Annotated in this window: 15 protein-coding genes; 10 read left to right on the top strand and 5 right to left on the bottom strand. The window is 68.2% G+C overall.

Features of this window, described 5'->3' with window-relative positions; translation table 11 throughout:
* The first annotated feature begins 53 nt into the window (after nucleotides 1–53).
* From ACE37J_RS18490 to yghU, 7 genes are all read left to right on the top strand, one after another.
* The gene (locus ACE37J_RS18490) at nucleotides 54–653 is read left to right on the top strand and encodes a hypothetical protein (RefSeq protein ID WP_409714015.1); all 600 of its coding nucleotides are present in this window, start codon (nucleotides 54–56) and stop codon (nucleotides 651–653) included.
* Between the two features lie 6 nt (nucleotides 654–659).
* Nucleotides 660–1,256, top strand: a complete 597-nt coding sequence (locus tag ACE37J_RS18495; protein ID WP_409714018.1) for a hypothetical protein — start codon at nucleotides 660–662, stop codon at nucleotides 1,254–1,256.
* A gap of 64 nt (nucleotides 1,257–1,320) precedes the next feature.
* Entirely contained in the window at nucleotides 1,321–2,073 is a 753-nt protein-coding gene (locus ACE37J_RS18500; RefSeq protein WP_409714021.1) for a peptidoglycan-binding domain-containing protein, read from the top strand.
* Between the two features lie 114 nt (nucleotides 2,074–2,187).
* Entirely contained in the window at nucleotides 2,188–2,409 is a 222-nt protein-coding gene (gene rpmE, locus ACE37J_RS18505) for a 50S ribosomal protein L31 (RefSeq protein WP_409714024.1), read from the top strand.
* Nucleotides 2,410–2,463: 54 nt separating this feature from the next.
* On the top strand, nucleotides 2,464–3,270 hold the full coding sequence (locus tag ACE37J_RS18510) for a division plane positioning ATPase MipZ (RefSeq protein WP_409714027.1): 807 nt from the start codon (nucleotides 2,464–2,466) through the stop codon (nucleotides 3,268–3,270).
* Between the two features lie 15 nt (nucleotides 3,271–3,285).
* A complete protein-coding gene (locus tag ACE37J_RS18515) occupies nucleotides 3,286–4,596 on the top strand; it encodes a UDP-glucose dehydrogenase family protein (RefSeq protein ID WP_409714030.1) in 1,311 nt (436 codons plus the stop codon).
* Between the two features lie 87 nt (nucleotides 4,597–4,683).
* Entirely contained in the window at nucleotides 4,684–5,553 is an 870-nt protein-coding gene (yghU, locus tag ACE37J_RS18520; protein WP_409714033.1) for a glutathione-dependent disulfide-bond oxidoreductase, read from the top strand.
* Between the two features lie 105 nt (nucleotides 5,554–5,658).
* Here the strand turns inward: yghU and ACE37J_RS18525 are convergent, their stop codons facing one another.
* The gene (locus ACE37J_RS18525) at nucleotides 5,659–7,053 is read right to left on the bottom strand and encodes a D-alanyl-D-alanine carboxypeptidase family protein (protein ID WP_409714036.1); all 1,395 of its coding nucleotides are present in this window, start codon (nucleotides 7,051–7,053) and stop codon (nucleotides 5,659–5,661) included.
* A gap of 295 nt (nucleotides 7,054–7,348) precedes the next feature.
* Between ACE37J_RS18525 and ACE37J_RS18530 the strand changes: the two genes are divergently transcribed.
* From ACE37J_RS18530 to clpA, 3 genes are all read left to right on the top strand, one after another.
* Nucleotides 7,349–7,786, top strand: coding sequence for a phasin family protein (locus tag ACE37J_RS18530; RefSeq protein ID WP_409714039.1), 438 nt, complete (start codon nucleotides 7,349–7,351; stop codon nucleotides 7,784–7,786).
* Between the two features lie 129 nt (nucleotides 7,787–7,915).
* Nucleotides 7,916–8,284 (top strand): ATP-dependent Clp protease adapter ClpS, encoded by a 369-nt coding sequence (gene clpS, locus ACE37J_RS18535; RefSeq protein WP_409715466.1) that lies wholly within the window; start codon nucleotides 7,916–7,918, stop codon nucleotides 8,282–8,284.
* Between the two features lie 164 nt (nucleotides 8,285–8,448).
* On the top strand, nucleotides 8,449–10,773 hold the full coding sequence (clpA, locus tag ACE37J_RS18540; RefSeq protein WP_409714042.1) for an ATP-dependent Clp protease ATP-binding subunit ClpA: 2,325 nt from the start codon (nucleotides 8,449–8,451) through the stop codon (nucleotides 10,771–10,773).
* 51 nt (nucleotides 10,774–10,824) lie between these two features.
* Here the strand turns inward: clpA and ACE37J_RS18545 are convergent, their stop codons facing one another.
* The 4 genes from ACE37J_RS18545 to ACE37J_RS18560 form a co-directional block, all read right to left on the bottom strand.
* Nucleotides 10,825–11,562 carry a peptidoglycan-binding domain-containing protein gene (locus tag ACE37J_RS18545; RefSeq protein WP_409714046.1) on the bottom strand — a complete coding sequence of 246 codons (738 nt, stop codon included), beginning with the start codon at nucleotides 11,560–11,562 and terminating at the stop codon, nucleotides 10,825–10,827.
* A gap of 46 nt (nucleotides 11,563–11,608) precedes the next feature.
* Nucleotides 11,609–12,361, bottom strand: a complete 753-nt coding sequence (locus ACE37J_RS18550) for a peptidoglycan-binding domain-containing protein (RefSeq protein WP_409714049.1) — start codon at nucleotides 12,359–12,361, stop codon at nucleotides 11,609–11,611.
* A complete protein-coding gene (locus ACE37J_RS18555) occupies nucleotides 12,355–14,016 on the bottom strand; it encodes a caspase family protein (protein WP_409714052.1) in 1,662 nt (553 codons plus the stop codon). The genes ACE37J_RS18550 and ACE37J_RS18555 overlap by 7 nt, the downstream gene beginning before the upstream one ends.
* A gap of 113 nt (nucleotides 14,017–14,129) precedes the next feature.
* Entirely contained in the window at nucleotides 14,130–15,899 is a 1,770-nt protein-coding gene (locus tag ACE37J_RS18560; protein WP_409714055.1) for a peptidoglycan -binding protein, read from the bottom strand.

A 15,899-nucleotide genomic window follows, 5' to 3' on the forward strand; every position in this document is an offset into this window, starting at 1 on the left:
ATGCGGAGCGCGTTGTTTATACGGTGCCGCCCGGCGGCGCGAGGGGAGTGCGGATGCTGATCTCGGTGGACAAGCGGCTTGTCCTCTTCTCGATGCCGAAATGCGGATCGAGCGCATTTCTGGCCGCGCTCGGCCCGCATTTTGGCGCGACGTTCGCCGGGCCGGCGCGGATGAAACACACGCCTTTCCACAAGTACAACAAGTTCTTGAAGCCCTATCTGGCCACCTTCACCGACCAGCCGTTCGAGACGGTCTGCCTCTTCCGCCAGCCGCTGGACTGGCACCAGAGCTGGTGGCGCTATCGCCAGCGGCCGAGGGCGCTGCGCAAGGGCACGTCGACCGCCTCCATGACCTTCGCGGAGTTCATCGAGCACAATCTGGCCGACAGCGACCGGGCGGCGCGCGTCGGCAACCAGTCCCGCTTCGTGACCGCGCCGGACGGCGGGATCGGGATGGACCGCATCTTCCGATACGAGAACATCGGCGAGTGCCACGCCTATATCTGCGAGCGGCTCGGCGTCTCCGTCCCGCTCGCGCAGGTGAATGTCTCGCCTGTGCGCGCGGTCGCGACGCCGCCGCCCCCCGAACTCATTGCACGGCACCGCGCCGTCTATGAGCGGGATTTCGAGATCTACGAGAACGTGGCCGTCTGAAATCCGATGCTGATCTCCCTCGAAAAGAAGCTCGCGATCTTCGCCATGCCGAAATGCGCTTCGAGCGCGATTCATGCCGAGTTTTCCCGCATCAATGCGATCCGGCTCGCCGGTTCCCCAGATGTGAAGCACACGAACTACATGACCTGGCGGCTGCATCTCGTCCCCTATCTCGAATCGCTCGGCTTCACCGGGATCGAGACCGTTTGCCTCTTCCGCGAACCTCTCGACTGGCTGGAGAGCCACTGGCGCTATCGCCAGCGGCCGGCGGCGCGGAACGGGCCGAACAGCACGGCGGGCGTGAGCTTCGAAGAGTTCGTGGAGCTATATGTCGACGGGAGGAGACGCCCCGCCAACCTTCGCTCGCCCGCCCGCTTCGTGACGGACGAGACCGGCGCCGTGGGGATCGACCGGATCTGGCGCTACGACCACATCGACGACTTCCTCGCCTATGTGAGGGGCCGCCTTGGCCGGCCGGCGCGGCCCAAGACCCGCAATGTCTCTCCAAGCCGCCCGCCTCAGCCGGTTGCGGCGGAGCTGCGCGCGCGATTTCGAGAACATGCGGCGAGGGAATACGAGATCTACGAGCGCGTGGCGCTCTGACGTCGCATCGTCTACTTCTCCACAGCCGCGTTGTGGTAAACGGAGGGTGAGCGGCGGAAGAGGGATGCCCATGCGGAAGGCGCTGCCAATCCTCGCGGCGATCTGCCTCGCTTTCTCGGCGGCCGAGGCGCAGCGCGTCTGCGTCGAGGAACTTGCGGGCACCTGCCTCAAATACGCCGATCCCGCACCGGGGCCCGCCCCGGCTCCCCCCGCGGAGCCCGCGCCCGTATCGGACGCCGAGCGGGCGGAGCGGGCGCTCGGTCTCGGCTTGGCGGAGCGCCGGCGCGTGCAGCAGGGGTTGCGCGCGGACGGGCTCTACGACGGCTCCATCGACGGCCTTGTCGGCCCTGGCACCCGCCGCGCGATCCGGGCCTGGCAGCGACGCGCGGGCGAGGCGGAGACCGGGTTCCTGACCGCAGGCCAGTTCCGCGCCCTTTCTGAAAGGGCGGCCGCGGCCGCGCTTGCGAACTCCGGATCGCCCGGCAGCCCGGCCGCCGCTTCCGGCCCGGGAGCGCTTGACCGCGAACGGACGGCGGTGCTTATCGGCGAGAGTTGCTATTTCACCGCCTTCGGCACGCCCTTCGACATGAAGTTCGAGGCGGGCGGCAAGGCGACGGCGTCCTATATCGAAGGATATGCGAACGTGGAGTGGCGGGTAGAGGCTGAGCAGCTCTGCCTGTTCGGGCCGATGGTGCGGCGCGAAGCCTGCGCGGCCCTGCCGCCCGAGCGCGTGGCGAACGAGCGCGCGATGCTGACGGAGCGCGCGCGGAAGCTCTGCTTCGAGTTCGAGCTGAGGCGCGTTCCCGGCCAGCTCTGAAGGCGCGGCGGCAGCCGCCTTCGAAGGCTTGCCGGGCTCCGCCTCTTCCTCTATACGGCGCGCTTCCGTGGCGGCGCGGGTCGGCAATCCGCGCCCAGAACCAGGATCGACGACATGAAGAAAGACATCCATCCCGAATACCACTTCATCGACGTGAAGCTGCTGAACGGCGACGTCGTGAAAATGCGCTCCACCTACGGGAAGGAGGGCGACGTGATGACGCTCGACATCGACCCTTCCGTCCACCCGGCCTGGACCGGCGGCGGGCAGAGGCTGATGGACACGGGCGGCCGCGTCTCCAGGTTCAAGAAGAAGTTCGAGGGCTTCGGCTTCTGATCCGGGCCGCGCACGCGGCCCCCTCCGCCTTTCCCGTCGCCTCCGGATCGCCCCATGCCCCGCGCCCATGTCATCGTGCTCGGCAACGAGAAGGGGGGCTCCGGCAAGTCGACGACGGCGATGCACCTCTTCGCCGCGCTCGCCCGGCAGGGCAAGCGCGTGGGCGCGATGGATCTCGACCTCCGGCAGCAGAGCTTCTTCCGGTATCTCGACAACCGCGCCGCCCGCGCCGGCAAGACGGGAGAGGCGCTTGCGCTTCCGCTTCGGCGGGACATTTCCGCCTCGAAGCTGAACGACCGGCGCGAGGCCCGCGCGGCGGATGACGAAGCCTTCGGCGGCGCTCTCGAATCGCTCCAGGCGGAGACGGATTTCATCCTGATCGACTGCCCCGGCGCGCATTCCTATTTCGCGCAGCTCGCCCATGCGAGCGCGGACACGCTCATCACCCCGATGAACGACAGCCTGATCGATTTCGACCTCCTCGCCCGCGTCGATCCGCTGACGGAGAAGGTGATCGGCCCCTCCGTCTATTCCGAGATGGTCTGGCGCGCGCGGCAGATCCGGGCGGAGGCGGGGCTTAGGCCGCTCGACTGGATCGTGACGCGCAACCGGATGTCAAACCTTCAGGCGCACAACAAGCGCAAGGTGGGCGGCCTCCTCGGGGAACTCGCGAAGCGGATCGGGTTTCGCCTCGCCCCCGGCTTCTCGGAGCGGGTGATCTTCCGCGAACTCTTTCTCGACGGGCTCACGCTGCTTGACCTGCCGGGAGGCTCGATGTCCCTCTCCCATGTCGCGGCGCGGCAAGAGGTGCGGGACCTGTTGAAGACGCTCGCCCTCCCCGGGGTGAGCGCGGCGATCTGACGGGAGGGACGGGCGATGCGCGTGGCCATGATCGGAACGGGATATGTCGGGCTCGTCTCAGGCGTCTGCTTCTCGGATTTCGGGCATGACGTGGTCTGCGTCGACCTCGACGCGGCGAAGATCGCGCTGCTGAACCGGGGCGAAACGCCGATCTACGAACCCGGCCTCGGCGCGATGATGGAGAAGAATGTCGCCGCCGGGCGGCTCTCCTTCACAACCGACCTCGCCGCCGCGGTGAAGGGGGCGGAGGCCGTGTTCATCGCGGTCGGCACGCCGACGCGGCGCGGCGAGGGTCATGCGGACCTTTCCTATGTCTTTTCGGCGGCGGAGGCGGTGGCGGCGGCGCTGACCGGTCCCTCGATCATCGTTCTGAAATCCACCGTCCCGGTAGGCACCAACCGGGAAGTGAAGCGCCGTGTCGCGGCGGCGCGGCCAGACCTCGCCATCGCCGTCGCCTCGAACCCGGAATTCCTGCGGGAGGGCGCTGCGATCGAGGATTTCATGCGGCCGGACCGCGTGGTCGTCGGCATCGAGGACGACGCGACGCGGAAGGCGATGAAGCGGCTCTACCGGCCGCTCAATCTCCGCGGGCCCTCCATGGTCTTCACCTCGCTGGAGAGCGCGGAGATGATCAAGTACGCAGCCAACGCCTTCCTCGCGACGAAGATCACCTTCATCAACGAAATCGCGGACCTCTGCGAAAAGACGGGGGCGGACGTGCAGGCCGTCGCCCGCGGCATCGGGCTCGACGGTCGGATCGGCTCCAAGTTCCTCCATGCCGGGCCGGGCTATGGCGGCTCCTGCTTCCCGAAGGACACGTTGGCGCTGACCCGTACGGGGCAGGAGGCGAACAGCCCTCTCCGCATCGTAGAGACGGTGATCGAGGTGAACGAGGCGCGAAAGCGAAAGATGGCGGAGAAGGTGATCGACGCCTGCGGCGGCTCTGTCGCCGGCAAGCGGATCGCCGTGCTCGGCGTGACGTTCAAGCCGGATACGGACGACATGCGCGACGCGCCCTCGCTCACCATCGTCCCCGCGCTGATCGGGCGGGGGGCGAAGGTGGTGATCGTCGACCCGGAAGGGCGGCGGGAAGGCGAATCGCTGCTGCCCGGCGCGGACTGGGCGGAGGACGCCTACGAGGCGGCCTCGGGCGCGGCGGCGGCGGTGGTCATCACCGAGTGGAACGCCTTCCGCGGGCTTGATCTCGAACGGCTCCGCGAGGGGATGGCAGGGGACGTTCTGGTCGATCTCCGCAACATATTCCGCCGCGACGAGGCGCAGGCGGCGGGCTTCGCCTATACCGGCGTCGGGCGTGGCGCGGCCTGATCACGGCTTCGTCAGTACGACCCGGAGGCTCGCAAAGCCGGAGCTCATCGCTTAAGTCTCCTCCCGACCCGCAATCCGGAGACCGAGATGAGCGACGCATACACCCCCCCGAAAGTCTGGCAATGGGAGCAGGCGAGCGGCGGCCAGTTCGCCAGCATAAACCGCCCCATCGCCGGCGCGACGCATGAGAAGGCGCTGCCGGTCGGCGAACATCCGTTCCAGCTCTATTCGCTGGCGACGCCGAACGGCGTGAAGGTCACCGTGATGTTCGAGGAGCTTCTGGCTCTCGGACACAAGGCCGCCGAGTATGACGCCTGGCTCATCAGGATCGGGGACGGGGAGCAGTTCGGCTCCGGCTTCGTCGAGATCAACCCCAACTCGAAGATCCCGGCGCTGCTGGACAGGTCCGGGCCGGAGCCGGTGCGGGTCTTCGAATCGGGCTCGATCCTCCTGCACCTCGCGGAGAAGTTCGGCGAGTTCCTGCCCTCCGGCGCGGCGCGGACCGAGTGCCTCAACTGGCTCTTCTGGCAGATGGGCAGCGCGCCCTATCTCGGCGGCGGCTTCGGCCATTTCTACGCTTATGCGCCCGAGAAGTGGGAATATCCGATCAACCGTTTCGCGATGGAGACGAAGCGGCAGCTCGACGTGCTGGACAGGCGGCTGGCCGACAACCGGTTCATGACCGGCGAGGATTACAGCATCGCGGACATGGCGATCTGGGCCTGGTATGGCCAGCTCGTGCTCGGTCGGCTCTATTCGGCGGCGGAGTTCCTCGATGTCGCGAGCTACGCGAACGTGATGCGATGGGCGAAGGAGATCGACGCCCGCCCCGCCGTCCTCCGCGGACGGATGGTCAACCGTGTGTTCGGCGAGCCTTCGCTCCAGCTCCATGAGCGGCATGACGCGTCCGATTTCGACACGAAGACGCAGGACAAGCTGGCCCCCGCCGCGGGGTGACGTTCAGAGCGGGGTTCGATCTGACAGGGCCACGTCGAACCCCGCTCCAGGTTTCTATTTTTCGCGCAGTCTTCCGCCCGTTGTTTCACTCGGGTCGGAGTGCGCTCAGCGCCCGGCGCTCTCCACCGGCACGCAATCCTTGCCCTGCGCCTGGATCGCGGCGCAGGCGGCGAGGGCGCCGGGCCTGTCGAACCCGGTCAGCTGCGCCCTCCACGCGGGCCTGCCGGAGAGGGTGAACTGATCCACGTCCCTGCCGGCGGCGGCGAGGCCGCGCACGCCAAGCGCCGCGGAGGCGAGTTCGGCGATGGCCGTCTCTTCCTTCGCAAAGATGCCGAGCTGAACCGACCAGTCGGAGACTGCGTCCTCCCGCGGGATCGGCGCCGGGGCGACCGCCAGTTCCGAACCCGGTCGGATCCGCGGCCAAGGGCTGCGGCGCGGCGACAGGCGCGTATATTCTTGCGGCGGCGTCTCGGAAGCGGCTGCGGACGGAACGAGCATCTCCCCTGCCTGGGCGAGGAGCGAAGCGGAGGCGGCCCTTTCGTCCCCGGGCCGGGCCGGCGGCGGCGGGCTTTCTTCAGGCGCGGCCGCGGCGACCGCCCGTGCGGCGGTCGAGGCGGAAGCCACACGATTCTCCCCGCCGCCAGACCCGACGCGGCGGATGAGGGCGGCCGTCGAGATGTATTCGGCCTCCGACGGCGCCTTTCCGAAGCCGAGATCAAGCAGCTCCGCCGCCCGCTTGTTCCGCCAGGGCGTGGACTTGCCGCCGAAGACGACGGCGATGATCCGCTCCTGCCCGCGCTCGGCGGAGGCGACGAGGTTGAAGCCGGCGGCGCTGGTGTATCCGGTCTTGATCCCGTCCGCGCCGCGATAGGCGTTCAGAAAGCGCCGATTGGTGTTGTAAATCGTGCGGCCCGAGGCCGGAGTCGTGATCCGGCTGAACAGGTTGTAGTATTGCGGGTGGTCATAGAACAGCGCTCGGCCGAGGATCGCCATATCCCGCGCCGTCGAATACTGGCCTGACTGAGTAAGGCCGGAGGCGTTCAGGAAGCGCGTGTTCGCCATGCCGAGTTCGCGCGCTCGCCGCGTCATGATGTCGGCGAACGCCGACTCGGAGCCGCCCACGGCTTCCGCGAGCGCCGCCGCCGCGTCATTCGCCGACTTGATGGCCGCCGCGCGAATCAGGTCGCGGATGCGCACCTTCTGCCCGGCGCGATAACCCATCTTCGAAGCCGGTTTCGCCGCGACGTGGCGGGAGATGGTGACCCGCTGGTCAAGGCCGAGCCGCCCGGCCTTCACCGCCTCGAAGGTCAGGTAGAGCGTCATCATCTTGGTGAGCGAGGCGGGGTGAAGCCGCCGGTCCGCGTCCGATTCGTGAAGAACTGCGCCGGTCCGCGCGTCCATCACAAACGCAGCGTACGGAGCCGCCTCGACTCTCTGGCCTGTTGAAAAAGCCGCCCCCAAGACCGCCATAACGGCGATCATCATGCGCAAACCGCTCATGACGCCCTCATTTGCCCGTATCCGTCTCCGCGTGGCGATGCTCTTTTTCCCGGCTCGCCGTCACGTCTGCTGCGGGAGCATCGTAACATCGACGGCCAGCCTATGGAAACAGAAACTAATTTCCGTGTCGTTAACCACGGCGCAAAGACCGGATTCTGCAACCGGAGGAATTGTTGCGCCGCAAAACGGGTATTGACGCAGTGCAGCAAAGCCATCATATGAGGCATCGTTAACGCAATCCGAGCCGCCCGCTCCCCCCGTGAGCGCCAACGGACGCAAAAAAGGAGATCCGACAATGGCCACCGCCAAGGACGCCGCCGCCAAGGTCGAGTCGCTCGCCGCCGACGCGCAGAAGGCCGCGACCGACCAGTTCGAGAAATTCGCGAAGTCCTTCGAGGACGTCGCCGCCTTCGGGCAGGAGACGGTGGACGCGATGATGAAATCGTCCAACATCTTCGCCAAGGCCGCCGAGGAGATGAACGCCGAGTTCGTCAGCTTCTCGAAGAAGACGATGGAAGAAGGCGTCGCCGCCGCGAAGGAGATGTCGTCGATCAAGACGATGCCCGAATTCGTCGAGAAGCAGGCCGCCTTCGCCAAGTCCGCGCTTGACGGCTACATGAAGCAGGCCGCAAAGTTCAACGAGATGTTCATGGCCGCCGCGAAGGACGCCGCCGAGCCGATGAACGCGCGCGCTGTCGCCGCAGCGGACCTCGTGAAGTCCTATCGCATCTAACGCTTTCTTAAGCGCGGATGAGGGAGAAGGGGGCCGCGGCCCCCTTTTCTATTCGGGCCGTTCCATTATATCATCGCGACGATGAAACAGACGGGCACGACGGCAGAACCGATGGACGAGTTCCGCACAATGACGCACCTCTCCATCATCCGCGCCGCGGAGGGCGGCGACGATCGGGGCGGGAATGGCGGCGGTCGGCGGGGCACCGATACGGTAATCGTCGCAAAGCCCAAGGCGAAGACGCAGCGGCCCTCGCTCTACAAGGTCATGCTGCTGAACGACGACTACACGCCGATGGAGTTCGTCGTGCATGTGCTGGAGCGAATTTTCGGGCTCACGAACGCGCAGGCGGTGGAGCTGATGTTGACTGTCCACCGTCGCGGTGTCGCCGTTGTTGGCGTTTTCTCGTTCGAGGTGGCTGAGACGAAGGTGACCCAGGTGATGGATTATGCGCGGCGGAACCAGCACCCACTCCAGTGCACGATGGAAAAGGAGTAGGCGCCGGCGCCCGTTCTTTCGGCGCCGCAGCTCCGCTCACGGATAAATCACACTTCTCTGGCATCCTCCCTTGATCGGCTGCTGACAAGGCCGAGATATAATGGTGAGATCGGCACAAGACGCGGGGTCATACGGGCGCCGCATCGCCGACGAACGGAGTTGTCATGCCGTCCTTCACGAAATCGCTCGAAGAGGCCATCCACAGGGCGCTCGCACTCGCCAATGCGCGGCGCCATGAGCTCGCGACGCTGGAGCATCTGCTTCTCAGCCTTGTCGACGAGCCGGAGGCTTCAACCGTGATGCGCGCCTGCGGGGTCGATCTCGAAGCCTTGCGCGCGTCGCTAATCCGCTTCGTGGACGAAGAGCTCGATACGCTGGTGAGCGAGATCGAGGGCTCTGAAGCTGCGCCCACCACCGGTTTCCAGCGCGTGATCCAGCGCGCGGCCATTCACGTCCAGTCTTCAGGTCGGTCGGAGGTGACGGGGGCGAACGTGCTTGTTGCGATCTTCGCGGAGCGGGAGAGCCACGCCGCCTTCTTCCTGCAGGAGCAGGACATGACGCGCTACGACGCCGTGAACTATATCAGCCACGGCGTTGCAAAGGACCCGGCCTATGGCGAGCCGCGGCCCGTGCGCGGGGCCGAGCAGACGGAGGAGGCGGAAACGCAGGAAGCGTCAGGCGGCAAACAGGAGGAGACGGCGTTGGGCAAATACTGCGTCGATCTCAACGCGAAGTCGCGCCAGGGCCGCGTCGATCCGCTGATCGGCAGGGCCGAGGAAGTGGAGCGCTGCATCCAGGTGCTCTGCCGCCGGCGGAAGAACAACCCGCTCCTCGTCGGCGACCCGGGCGTGGGCAAGACAGCCATCGCCGAGGGCCTCGCCAAGAAGATCGTCGAGGGCGAGACGCCGGACGTGCTGGCAGGCGCCACGATCTTCAGCCTCGACATGGGCGCCCTGCTCGCCGGAACCCGGTATCGCGGCGATTTCGAGGAACGGCTGAAGGCGGTCGTCAAGGAGCTGGAGGAGCATCCGGACGCGATCCTCTTCATCGACGAGATCCACACCGTGATCGGCGCGGGGGCGACCTCCGGCGGCGCGATGGACGCCTCGAACCTCCTGAAGCCCGCGCTCCAGTCCGGCACGCTCCGCTGCATGGGCTCCACCACCTACAAGGAGTTCCGCCAGCATTTCGAAAAGGACCGGGCGCTCTCCCGCCGGTTCCAGAAGATCGACGTGAACGAGCCTTCGGTCGACGACGCAGTGAAGATTCTCCGCGGTCTCAAGCCCTATTTCGAGGAGCATCACGAACTCCGCTACACCAACGAGGCGGTGAAGCTCGCCGTCGACCTCGCGCATCGCTACATCAATGACCGGAAGCTGCCCGACAGCGCCATCGACGTGATCGACGAGGCCGGGGCCGCGCAGCATCTCGTCGCCGAATCGAAGCGAAAGAAGACCATCGGCGCGAAGGAGATCGAGGCGGTGGTGGCGAAAATCGCCCGCATCCCCCCGAAATCCGTCTCGAAGGACGATGCCGAACTGCTGAAGGATCTCGAAGGCAAGCTGAAGCGCGTCGTCTTCGGGCAGGACAGTGCGATCGAGGCGCTCTCCTCCGCGATCAAGCTCGCCCGCGCCGGGCTCCGCGAGCCGGAGAAACCGATCGGCTCCTATCTCTTCGCGGGTCCCACCGGCGTCGGCAAGACGGAAGTGGCGAAGCAGCTGGCCGATATTCTCGGCGTCACGCTGCTGCGTTTCGACATGTCGGAATACATGGAGAAGCATTCGGTGAGTCGCCTGATCGGCGCCCCGCCGGGCTATGTCGGCTTCGATCAGGGCGGCCTCCTGACGGACGGGGTGGACCAGCATCCGCATGTCGTCCTGCTGCTGGACGAGATCGAGAAGGCGCATCCGGATGTCTTCAACATCCTCCTGCAGGTGATGGACCACGGGAAGCTGACGGACCACAACGGCAAGTCGGTCGACTTCCGCAACGTCGTCCTGATTATGACGTCCAACGCCGGCGCCGCGGAGCAGGCGGCCACGGCCATCGGCTTCGGGCGGGATCGGCGCGAGGGTGAGGATGTCGCGGCGATCGAGAAGGCGTTCAGCCCCGAATTCCGCAACCGGCTCGACGCCGTCGTGAGTTTCGGCGCCCTGCCGCGGGAAGTCATCCTGCAGGTGGTCGAGAAGTTCGTGCTCCAGCTCGAGGCGCAGCTGATGGACCGGGCGGTGGCCATCGAGCTCAGCCCCGCCGCGGCGGAATGGCTGGCCGAGAAGGGCTATGATGATCGTATGGGCGCCCGCCCGCTCGCCCGCGTGATCCAGGAGCACATCAAGAAGCCGCTCGCGGAAGAGCTGCTCTTCGGCAAACTGTCGAAGGGCGGGCTCGTGAAGGTCGAGGTGCGGGACGGCAAGCTCGTCCTCGACGTGACGCCGCCCGAGGCGAAGCGCCTCTCCGGCGACAAGCCCCCGCTTTTGACGGCGGAGTAACAGATTTCGCCGGCGCGCCGTGTGCGCGCCGGCGGCTCTCGCCGGACTGCTCTATTCTATAGTGACGGCAATGAGGCCCGGCGAAGTGCTGGGGCCCCAGGGATTGGTGCGCCTCAGTGTCGGCTGGAACAGCAGCCTGACATTCGGGTAGGCGCTTTCAACAGCCACGTTGTGCCATTGGAGCTGGTCCAGCACGCATTCGTCCCGGCCTTGGGTCGAGAGAATGCAGGACTGGTCGAAGGGCGCGCCCGCGTCGAAAGTCTCTACCCGGAGACGCAGCCGCATCGCCCCGGCATCGGCCGGAGAAACGAAGATACGGAAGGTGCTGCCTGAGAACTTCGAGACCGAAGTGAACTCCGGGGCTGTCGCGCCGCCCGCCGTTTCAGGTGCTGGGGGAGAGGCGGCGCCGCGAAGCGCCACGGCCTGGTCGGCTGTAAGAAATCCGGTCGCCGGCTCTCCTCGCGACCTTTGAAAGGCCGCGATCGCGCGGCGCGTCCGCGGGCCGAAGGCGCCGTCCGGCGCGCCGGCGTCCAGCCCCTCGGCGTTGAGCCCGGTCTGGATGGCCCGGCGCTCCGCCGCGCCGAGGCCGAGGCTCCGCTCCGCCGCCGCTTCCGGCGAGACGGCGGCCGAAGGCGCAGGCGAAGCCGGCGCCGCCGCGCGCGGGGCCTCCTCACGCCATTTCAGGCAGGTTCCCGCCAGTTCCTCCACGCAGATGCGTTGTTGCGCGAAGGCCGGGCCGGCGAAGGCCACGAAGGCGGCGATGATCGTCAGCATCTGTCTCGACGGCACGTCATGTCCTCCGTAATGCGCGCCCTGCATCCGATTGGCGTGATGTCTATTGCAGCGTCAGGGTGAGCAGGCCGGGCGAATCCTGCGCGTTCGGGTCGCCCATGATCAAGGTTCGCGGATCGAAGCGAAGCGTGACCTCGGGCAACGCGCCCTCGACGCGCACGCGGTTCCAACCGGATTGACCCAGAATGCATTCAAATGGGCCCGAACGCGGGGCCCTGCACGTCTGCTCGAAGGTCGAGCTGCGGTTCTGCGTGGTCATCCGCAGGCTCAGTGTCACCGACTCACTATCGGCCGGCTCCGCCCTTAGGGCGAAGCGGCTCGCGCCGTGGCGCATCTCCGCCGAGATCGGCGAAGCAGATTCGGGCTCCGGCGCCTCCCGGGGCGCGACCGCGACAGGCGCGGGAGCGGGCGAGGGCGCCGGCCGGGCCGCCCCTTCCAGCGCCTCCGCCTCCTCCGCCGCGAGATAGCCGGTCGCGACGCGGCCAGTAGCGCGCTGCCAGTTCAGGAGCGCGCGGCGCGTCTGCGGTCCGAAGGCGCCGTCGGGCATCCCCGCCTCGAAACCGGCGCGGTTGAGCGCGGCCTGGACGCGCCGCCGCGCATCCGCATCGAGGCCGAGCGCCTGCTCCGCAATCGCCTCTGCAGAAGGCGGCGGCGGCGCCGGGGCGGGGGCGGCGCGGGTCGGCTCCTCCTCCCGCCATTTCAGGCAGGTGCCCGCCAGTTCCTCCTCGCAGACCCGTTGCGCCGCCGCCGGCGCGGCGAGAAGAGCGACGGCGAGCAAGGCGGCCCGGCTCACCATGTGTTCGAGACGCTCCGGAGATAGGCGCGGGCGTCGGCGAAGCCGCCCTCCGCCGCGCCCTCAAGGAGCCGCCGGCTCGCCTCCGGATCCTTCTTCACGCCGACGCCGAGCCCGTACATCACGCCGAGATAGGCCTGCGCTTCCGCCCTTCGCGGCGCGGCCTGCTTCATCAGCGCCACAATCTCCTGCGCCGTCAGGTCGCCTGTGGCCGCGAGGCCGGTCGCGGATCGCCAGGCGGAAATGGCCCCGGCGGTGCCCGGCCCCTTCGCCCCGTCGATCGCGCCCCGGTAATGGCCGAGCGCGGCGAGCGCCGTTTGCCGCCATTCCATCGCGATTTCCTCCGCCTTGCCGAGGGAGGCGTCGTCCACATCGGCCAGCCAGTCCGCGAGCGGATCGGCAGGCGGCGGCGGCGCTGCGGGCGCGGCGGCGGCGATGACGGGCGCCGCGCCTTCCGCGAGCGTGGCCGGCGCTGCCGGGCAATCGAGCCCGTAGCCTTCGAGCTTCGCGCAGGCTTCGGCGAAGACCGCCTCGGGCAGCGCGGCTTCGAGCGCGGCCCGGCGCGGATGCGTCTCTCCCGCCGCGCGCCAGGCCCCGTCCAGCGCGTCGAGCGCGCCGGAGCCCAGCGCTTCGTCGATCTGCGCATGAAGCGCGAGGGCGGCGAGTAGCGCTGGCCGCTCCTCATGGTCCGTCGCCAGCTCCAGCGCCGCTTCGAGCGCCGCCCGGTCTTGCGAGGCGAGGGCGGCGGAGACGAAGCGATCCGCCTCCAGCGCCGCCAGCCGCGCCTCCGCCGCCGCGCGGTCGGTATGATCCGGGAAGGCGGCGACCGCCCTCCGAAGCGCCTCCGGGTCGTCTCCCGCAAGCGCTACGCGATAGGCCTCGTCCGCCGGCGGCGGCCCCGCCCGGCCGAGCGGCAGCGACCCCTCGGGCAGGATCGCGGCGAATTCTGTATAGGGCCGCTGCTGCACCCCGGCATATTGCTCTGTCAGGCGGCCGAGCGAGGTGAAGAGAAAGCGCACGTCGAGATCCGGCGATTCCTCCAGCTTTTCCGCAAGCGCGCGGGTATAGGGCGAGAGCTCGCCCGGGGGCCCGTCCTGCGCCACCGAGCCGGGCGCGGTGGAATAGGCGATGATTTCCCCCGCCTCCGCGGTGATCCGCCCGAGGCCCCTTGTTCCCCCGCGAGTCGAGGGCAGGAAGGTATTGTTGCGGCAGGCGTCGAGTATCACGACCTTCAGCTTCGCCGCGCCTGCGATGGCGGTGCGGACCTTGGCGAGGTCCACCGCCTCGAACTGCGCGTCCCGCTCCCGCTTCAGCTCTGCGTCAACGGGAATGATATAGTTGCGCCCGCCGATCTCCATCCCGTGCCCGGAATAGTAGACGAGCGCGACCTCGGCCCGGTCCGCCACATCGGCGAAATCGGAAAGCGTGCGCATCAGTTCGCGTTCGGTGAGGTTGAAGTGCTGCCGTACGTCATAGCCGATCTTCCGCAGCGTCTCCGCCATCCGGTTCGCGTCGTTCGCAGGGTTGGCGAGCGGCGCCTGGTGCGCATAGTCCGAATTGCCGATCACGAGCGCTACACGTTCGCTCGCGCCGGCCGCGAAGGCGACGAGGGCCGAGAGGAGGGCGGCGAGGGCCGCCGGAAGGGCGAACGGCTTCATGGCTCAGTCCCCGGTTAACGCCTTCAGAATATGGCGCCGGGATGGCGAAAGCGAAGAGAAGTTGCGCCTGGGCGGGCCGCGGGTCGTGAGAATCCTCACCCCAACGGGCGTGATCAGCCGCCGCCCCGCGCCGGGCGCTCGGTGAACTTCAACTCGATCCGCCGGTTCCGCGCCCGCGCCTCCGGCGTTCCCGCCGTGTCGAGCGGCTGGAATTCGCCATAGCCGAGCGCGGCGAGCCGCTCTGGCGGCAGGCCCTCGAAATCCGTCAGATAGCGGACGACGGAGAGCGCGCGGCCCTGGCTCAGCTCCCAGTTGTCGCGAAACTCGCCGGCGCCGGAGAGAGGCACGTCGTCAGTATGCCCCTCGGCGACGAGCAGCCATTCGATCCCCTCCGGGATCCGATCGATGACCTCACGGAGCGCGCCGCCAAGCCTGGACAGCTCCCGCCGCCCTTCGAAACCGAGATCTGCGGAGCCGGTGTCGAAGAGCACCTCCGACTGGAACACGAAGCGGTCCCCGACGATGCGGATCTCCTCCCGGTCGCCGAGCACCTTCCGCATCTCTCCGAAGAATTCGGAGCGATAGGCCTCGAGGCTTTCCTTTTCCGCCCGGAGACGCTCCGCCTCCCGCGCTTGGAGCTGCGCCTCGCGCGCCAGCGCGGCGTTGAGCCGGGAGCCGAGATTGGCGATCTCCACGCCTGCCTCCCGGTCCCTAGCCTCCGACGCATCCAGCTGGGCTGAAAGCTGCGCGAGCTGGGCGCGGAGCTCCGCCGCCTGCTCGTTGAGGAGCGCCAGCTCCTTCGCCTGGTCGGAGACGGCGTCCTCCCGCTCCGCGAGGGTTGAGCGGGCGAGGGCGAGGAGCGCTTCCTGCCGCCGCCGCTCCGCCTCCTCCGCCGAGAGCTGCTCTGAGAGCGCGGCGCCGGCCTCTTCCGCTTCCCGCTTTGCGGCCTCGGCGGCGGCGAGGAGCGTGAGCGTCTCCTCCGCCTCCCGCCTCCGCTCCTCCAGCGCAAGCGTCATCGCCGTGATCTCGGCGTCCGCCTCGCGGAGCCGCGCGCGGAGCGCCTCCGCCGCCGCGATGGAGGCGAGGCGGAGGCGTTCCTCCTCCGTCAGTTCCGTCTCCAGCGCGCCGATCCGCGCCAGCGCCGCGTCGCGCGCCGCGCGTTCCTCCGCGGTTTCCGCCTGTGCGGCGACCCGCTCCGCTTCCAGCGCGGCGATCAGGGCGAGGTTGGCGGCCCGGTCCGCCTCAAGCGCGGAGATCGCCCGGTCTCCCGCCGCCATGTCCGCATTGAGGTCGGCGATAAGCGCCTCCAGCGCCTCACGCTCCGCGGCGGCGCGGCGAGCCTCCTCCGTCCCGGCGTCGATCTCATCCCGCGCGCGGGCGAGGGCTAGGGCGAGAGCCTCCTTCGCGTCGATCTCTTCCGCGACCTCACCTTCCAGCGCCGCCACCCGGCCCTCGAGCGCGGAGCGCTCCGCGAGAAGCGAGGCGACCTGCGTCTCGAAATCCGCCACGCGCCCGCGGAGCGCCGTCCGCTCCTCCGCGAGCCCTGCGGCGAGGTCGGTGGCGGCGTCGAGCTCCGCCTCCCGCTCGATGATGGTGGCGCGGGCGACGCCGAGCTCCCGGTCCAGTTCCTCCGCCCGCGTCACCTCCATCGCCAGCACGTTGGAAAGCCCGGCGAGCTGCGCGGAAAGGTCCCCGAGCCTTCGCTCCTGCTCCTCGATCACCTGTTCCTGCCCGGTGATCTGCGTGCGGAGCACGAATTGCACCAGCATGAAGATCGAGAGGACGAACATGAGGACGAGCAGCAGCGCCGTCATCGCGTCGACGAAGCCGGGCCAGATCGCCGCTGAGCCGCGCGCCTTGTCCGAAAGGCGGCTCACGGCCAT

It is taken from the genome of Pikeienuella sp. (assembly GCF_046290545.1).
Taxonomy (GTDB): Bacteria; Pseudomonadota; Alphaproteobacteria; order Rhodobacterales; family Rhodobacteraceae; genus Pikeienuella.

Excerpts from the sequence above, each read along its gene's own strand:
- ACE37J_RS18495 (WP_409714018.1), top strand. The coding sequence starts at position 660 with ATGCTGATCTCCCTCGAAAAGAAGCTCGCGATCTTCGCCATGCCGAAA.
- ACE37J_RS18555 (WP_409714052.1), bottom strand. The coding sequence starts at position 14,016 with ATGAAGCCGTTCGCCCTTCCGGCGGCCCTCGCCGCCCTCCTCTCGGCC.
- clpA (WP_409714042.1), top strand. The coding sequence starts at position 8,449 with ATGCCGTCCTTCACGAAATCGCTCGAAGAGGCCATCCACAGGGCGCTC.
- ACE37J_RS18500 (WP_409714021.1), top strand. The coding sequence starts at position 1,321 with ATGCCCATGCGGAAGGCGCTGCCAATCCTCGCGGCGATCTGCCTCGCT.
- clpS (WP_409715466.1), top strand. The coding sequence starts at position 7,916 with ATGACGCACCTCTCCATCATCCGCGCCGCGGAGGGCGGCGACGATCGG.
- ACE37J_RS18490 (WP_409714015.1), top strand. The coding sequence starts at position 54 with ATGCTGATCTCGGTGGACAAGCGGCTTGTCCTCTTCTCGATGCCGAAA.
- ACE37J_RS18525 (WP_409714036.1), bottom strand. The coding sequence starts at position 7,053 with ATGAGCGGTTTGCGCATGATGATCGCCGTTATGGCGGTCTTGGGGGCG.
- ACE37J_RS18510 (WP_409714027.1), top strand. The coding sequence starts at position 2,464 with ATGCCCCGCGCCCATGTCATCGTGCTCGGCAACGAGAAGGGGGGCTCC.
- yghU (WP_409714033.1), top strand. The coding sequence starts at position 4,684 with ATGAGCGACGCATACACCCCCCCGAAAGTCTGGCAATGGGAGCAGGCG.
- rpmE (WP_409714024.1), top strand. The coding sequence starts at position 2,188 with ATGAAGAAAGACATCCATCCCGAATACCACTTCATCGACGTGAAGCTG.
- ACE37J_RS18530 (WP_409714039.1), top strand. The coding sequence starts at position 7,349 with ATGGCCACCGCCAAGGACGCCGCCGCCAAGGTCGAGTCGCTCGCCGCC.
- ACE37J_RS18515 (WP_409714030.1), top strand. The coding sequence starts at position 3,286 with ATGCGCGTGGCCATGATCGGAACGGGATATGTCGGGCTCGTCTCAGGC.
- ACE37J_RS18560 (WP_409714055.1), bottom strand. The coding sequence starts at position 15,899 with ATGGCCGTGAGCCGCCTTTCGGACAAGGCGCGCGGCTCAGCGGCGATC.
- ACE37J_RS18550 (WP_409714049.1), bottom strand. The coding sequence starts at position 12,361 with ATGGTGAGCCGGGCCGCCTTGCTCGCCGTCGCTCTTCTCGCCGCGCCG.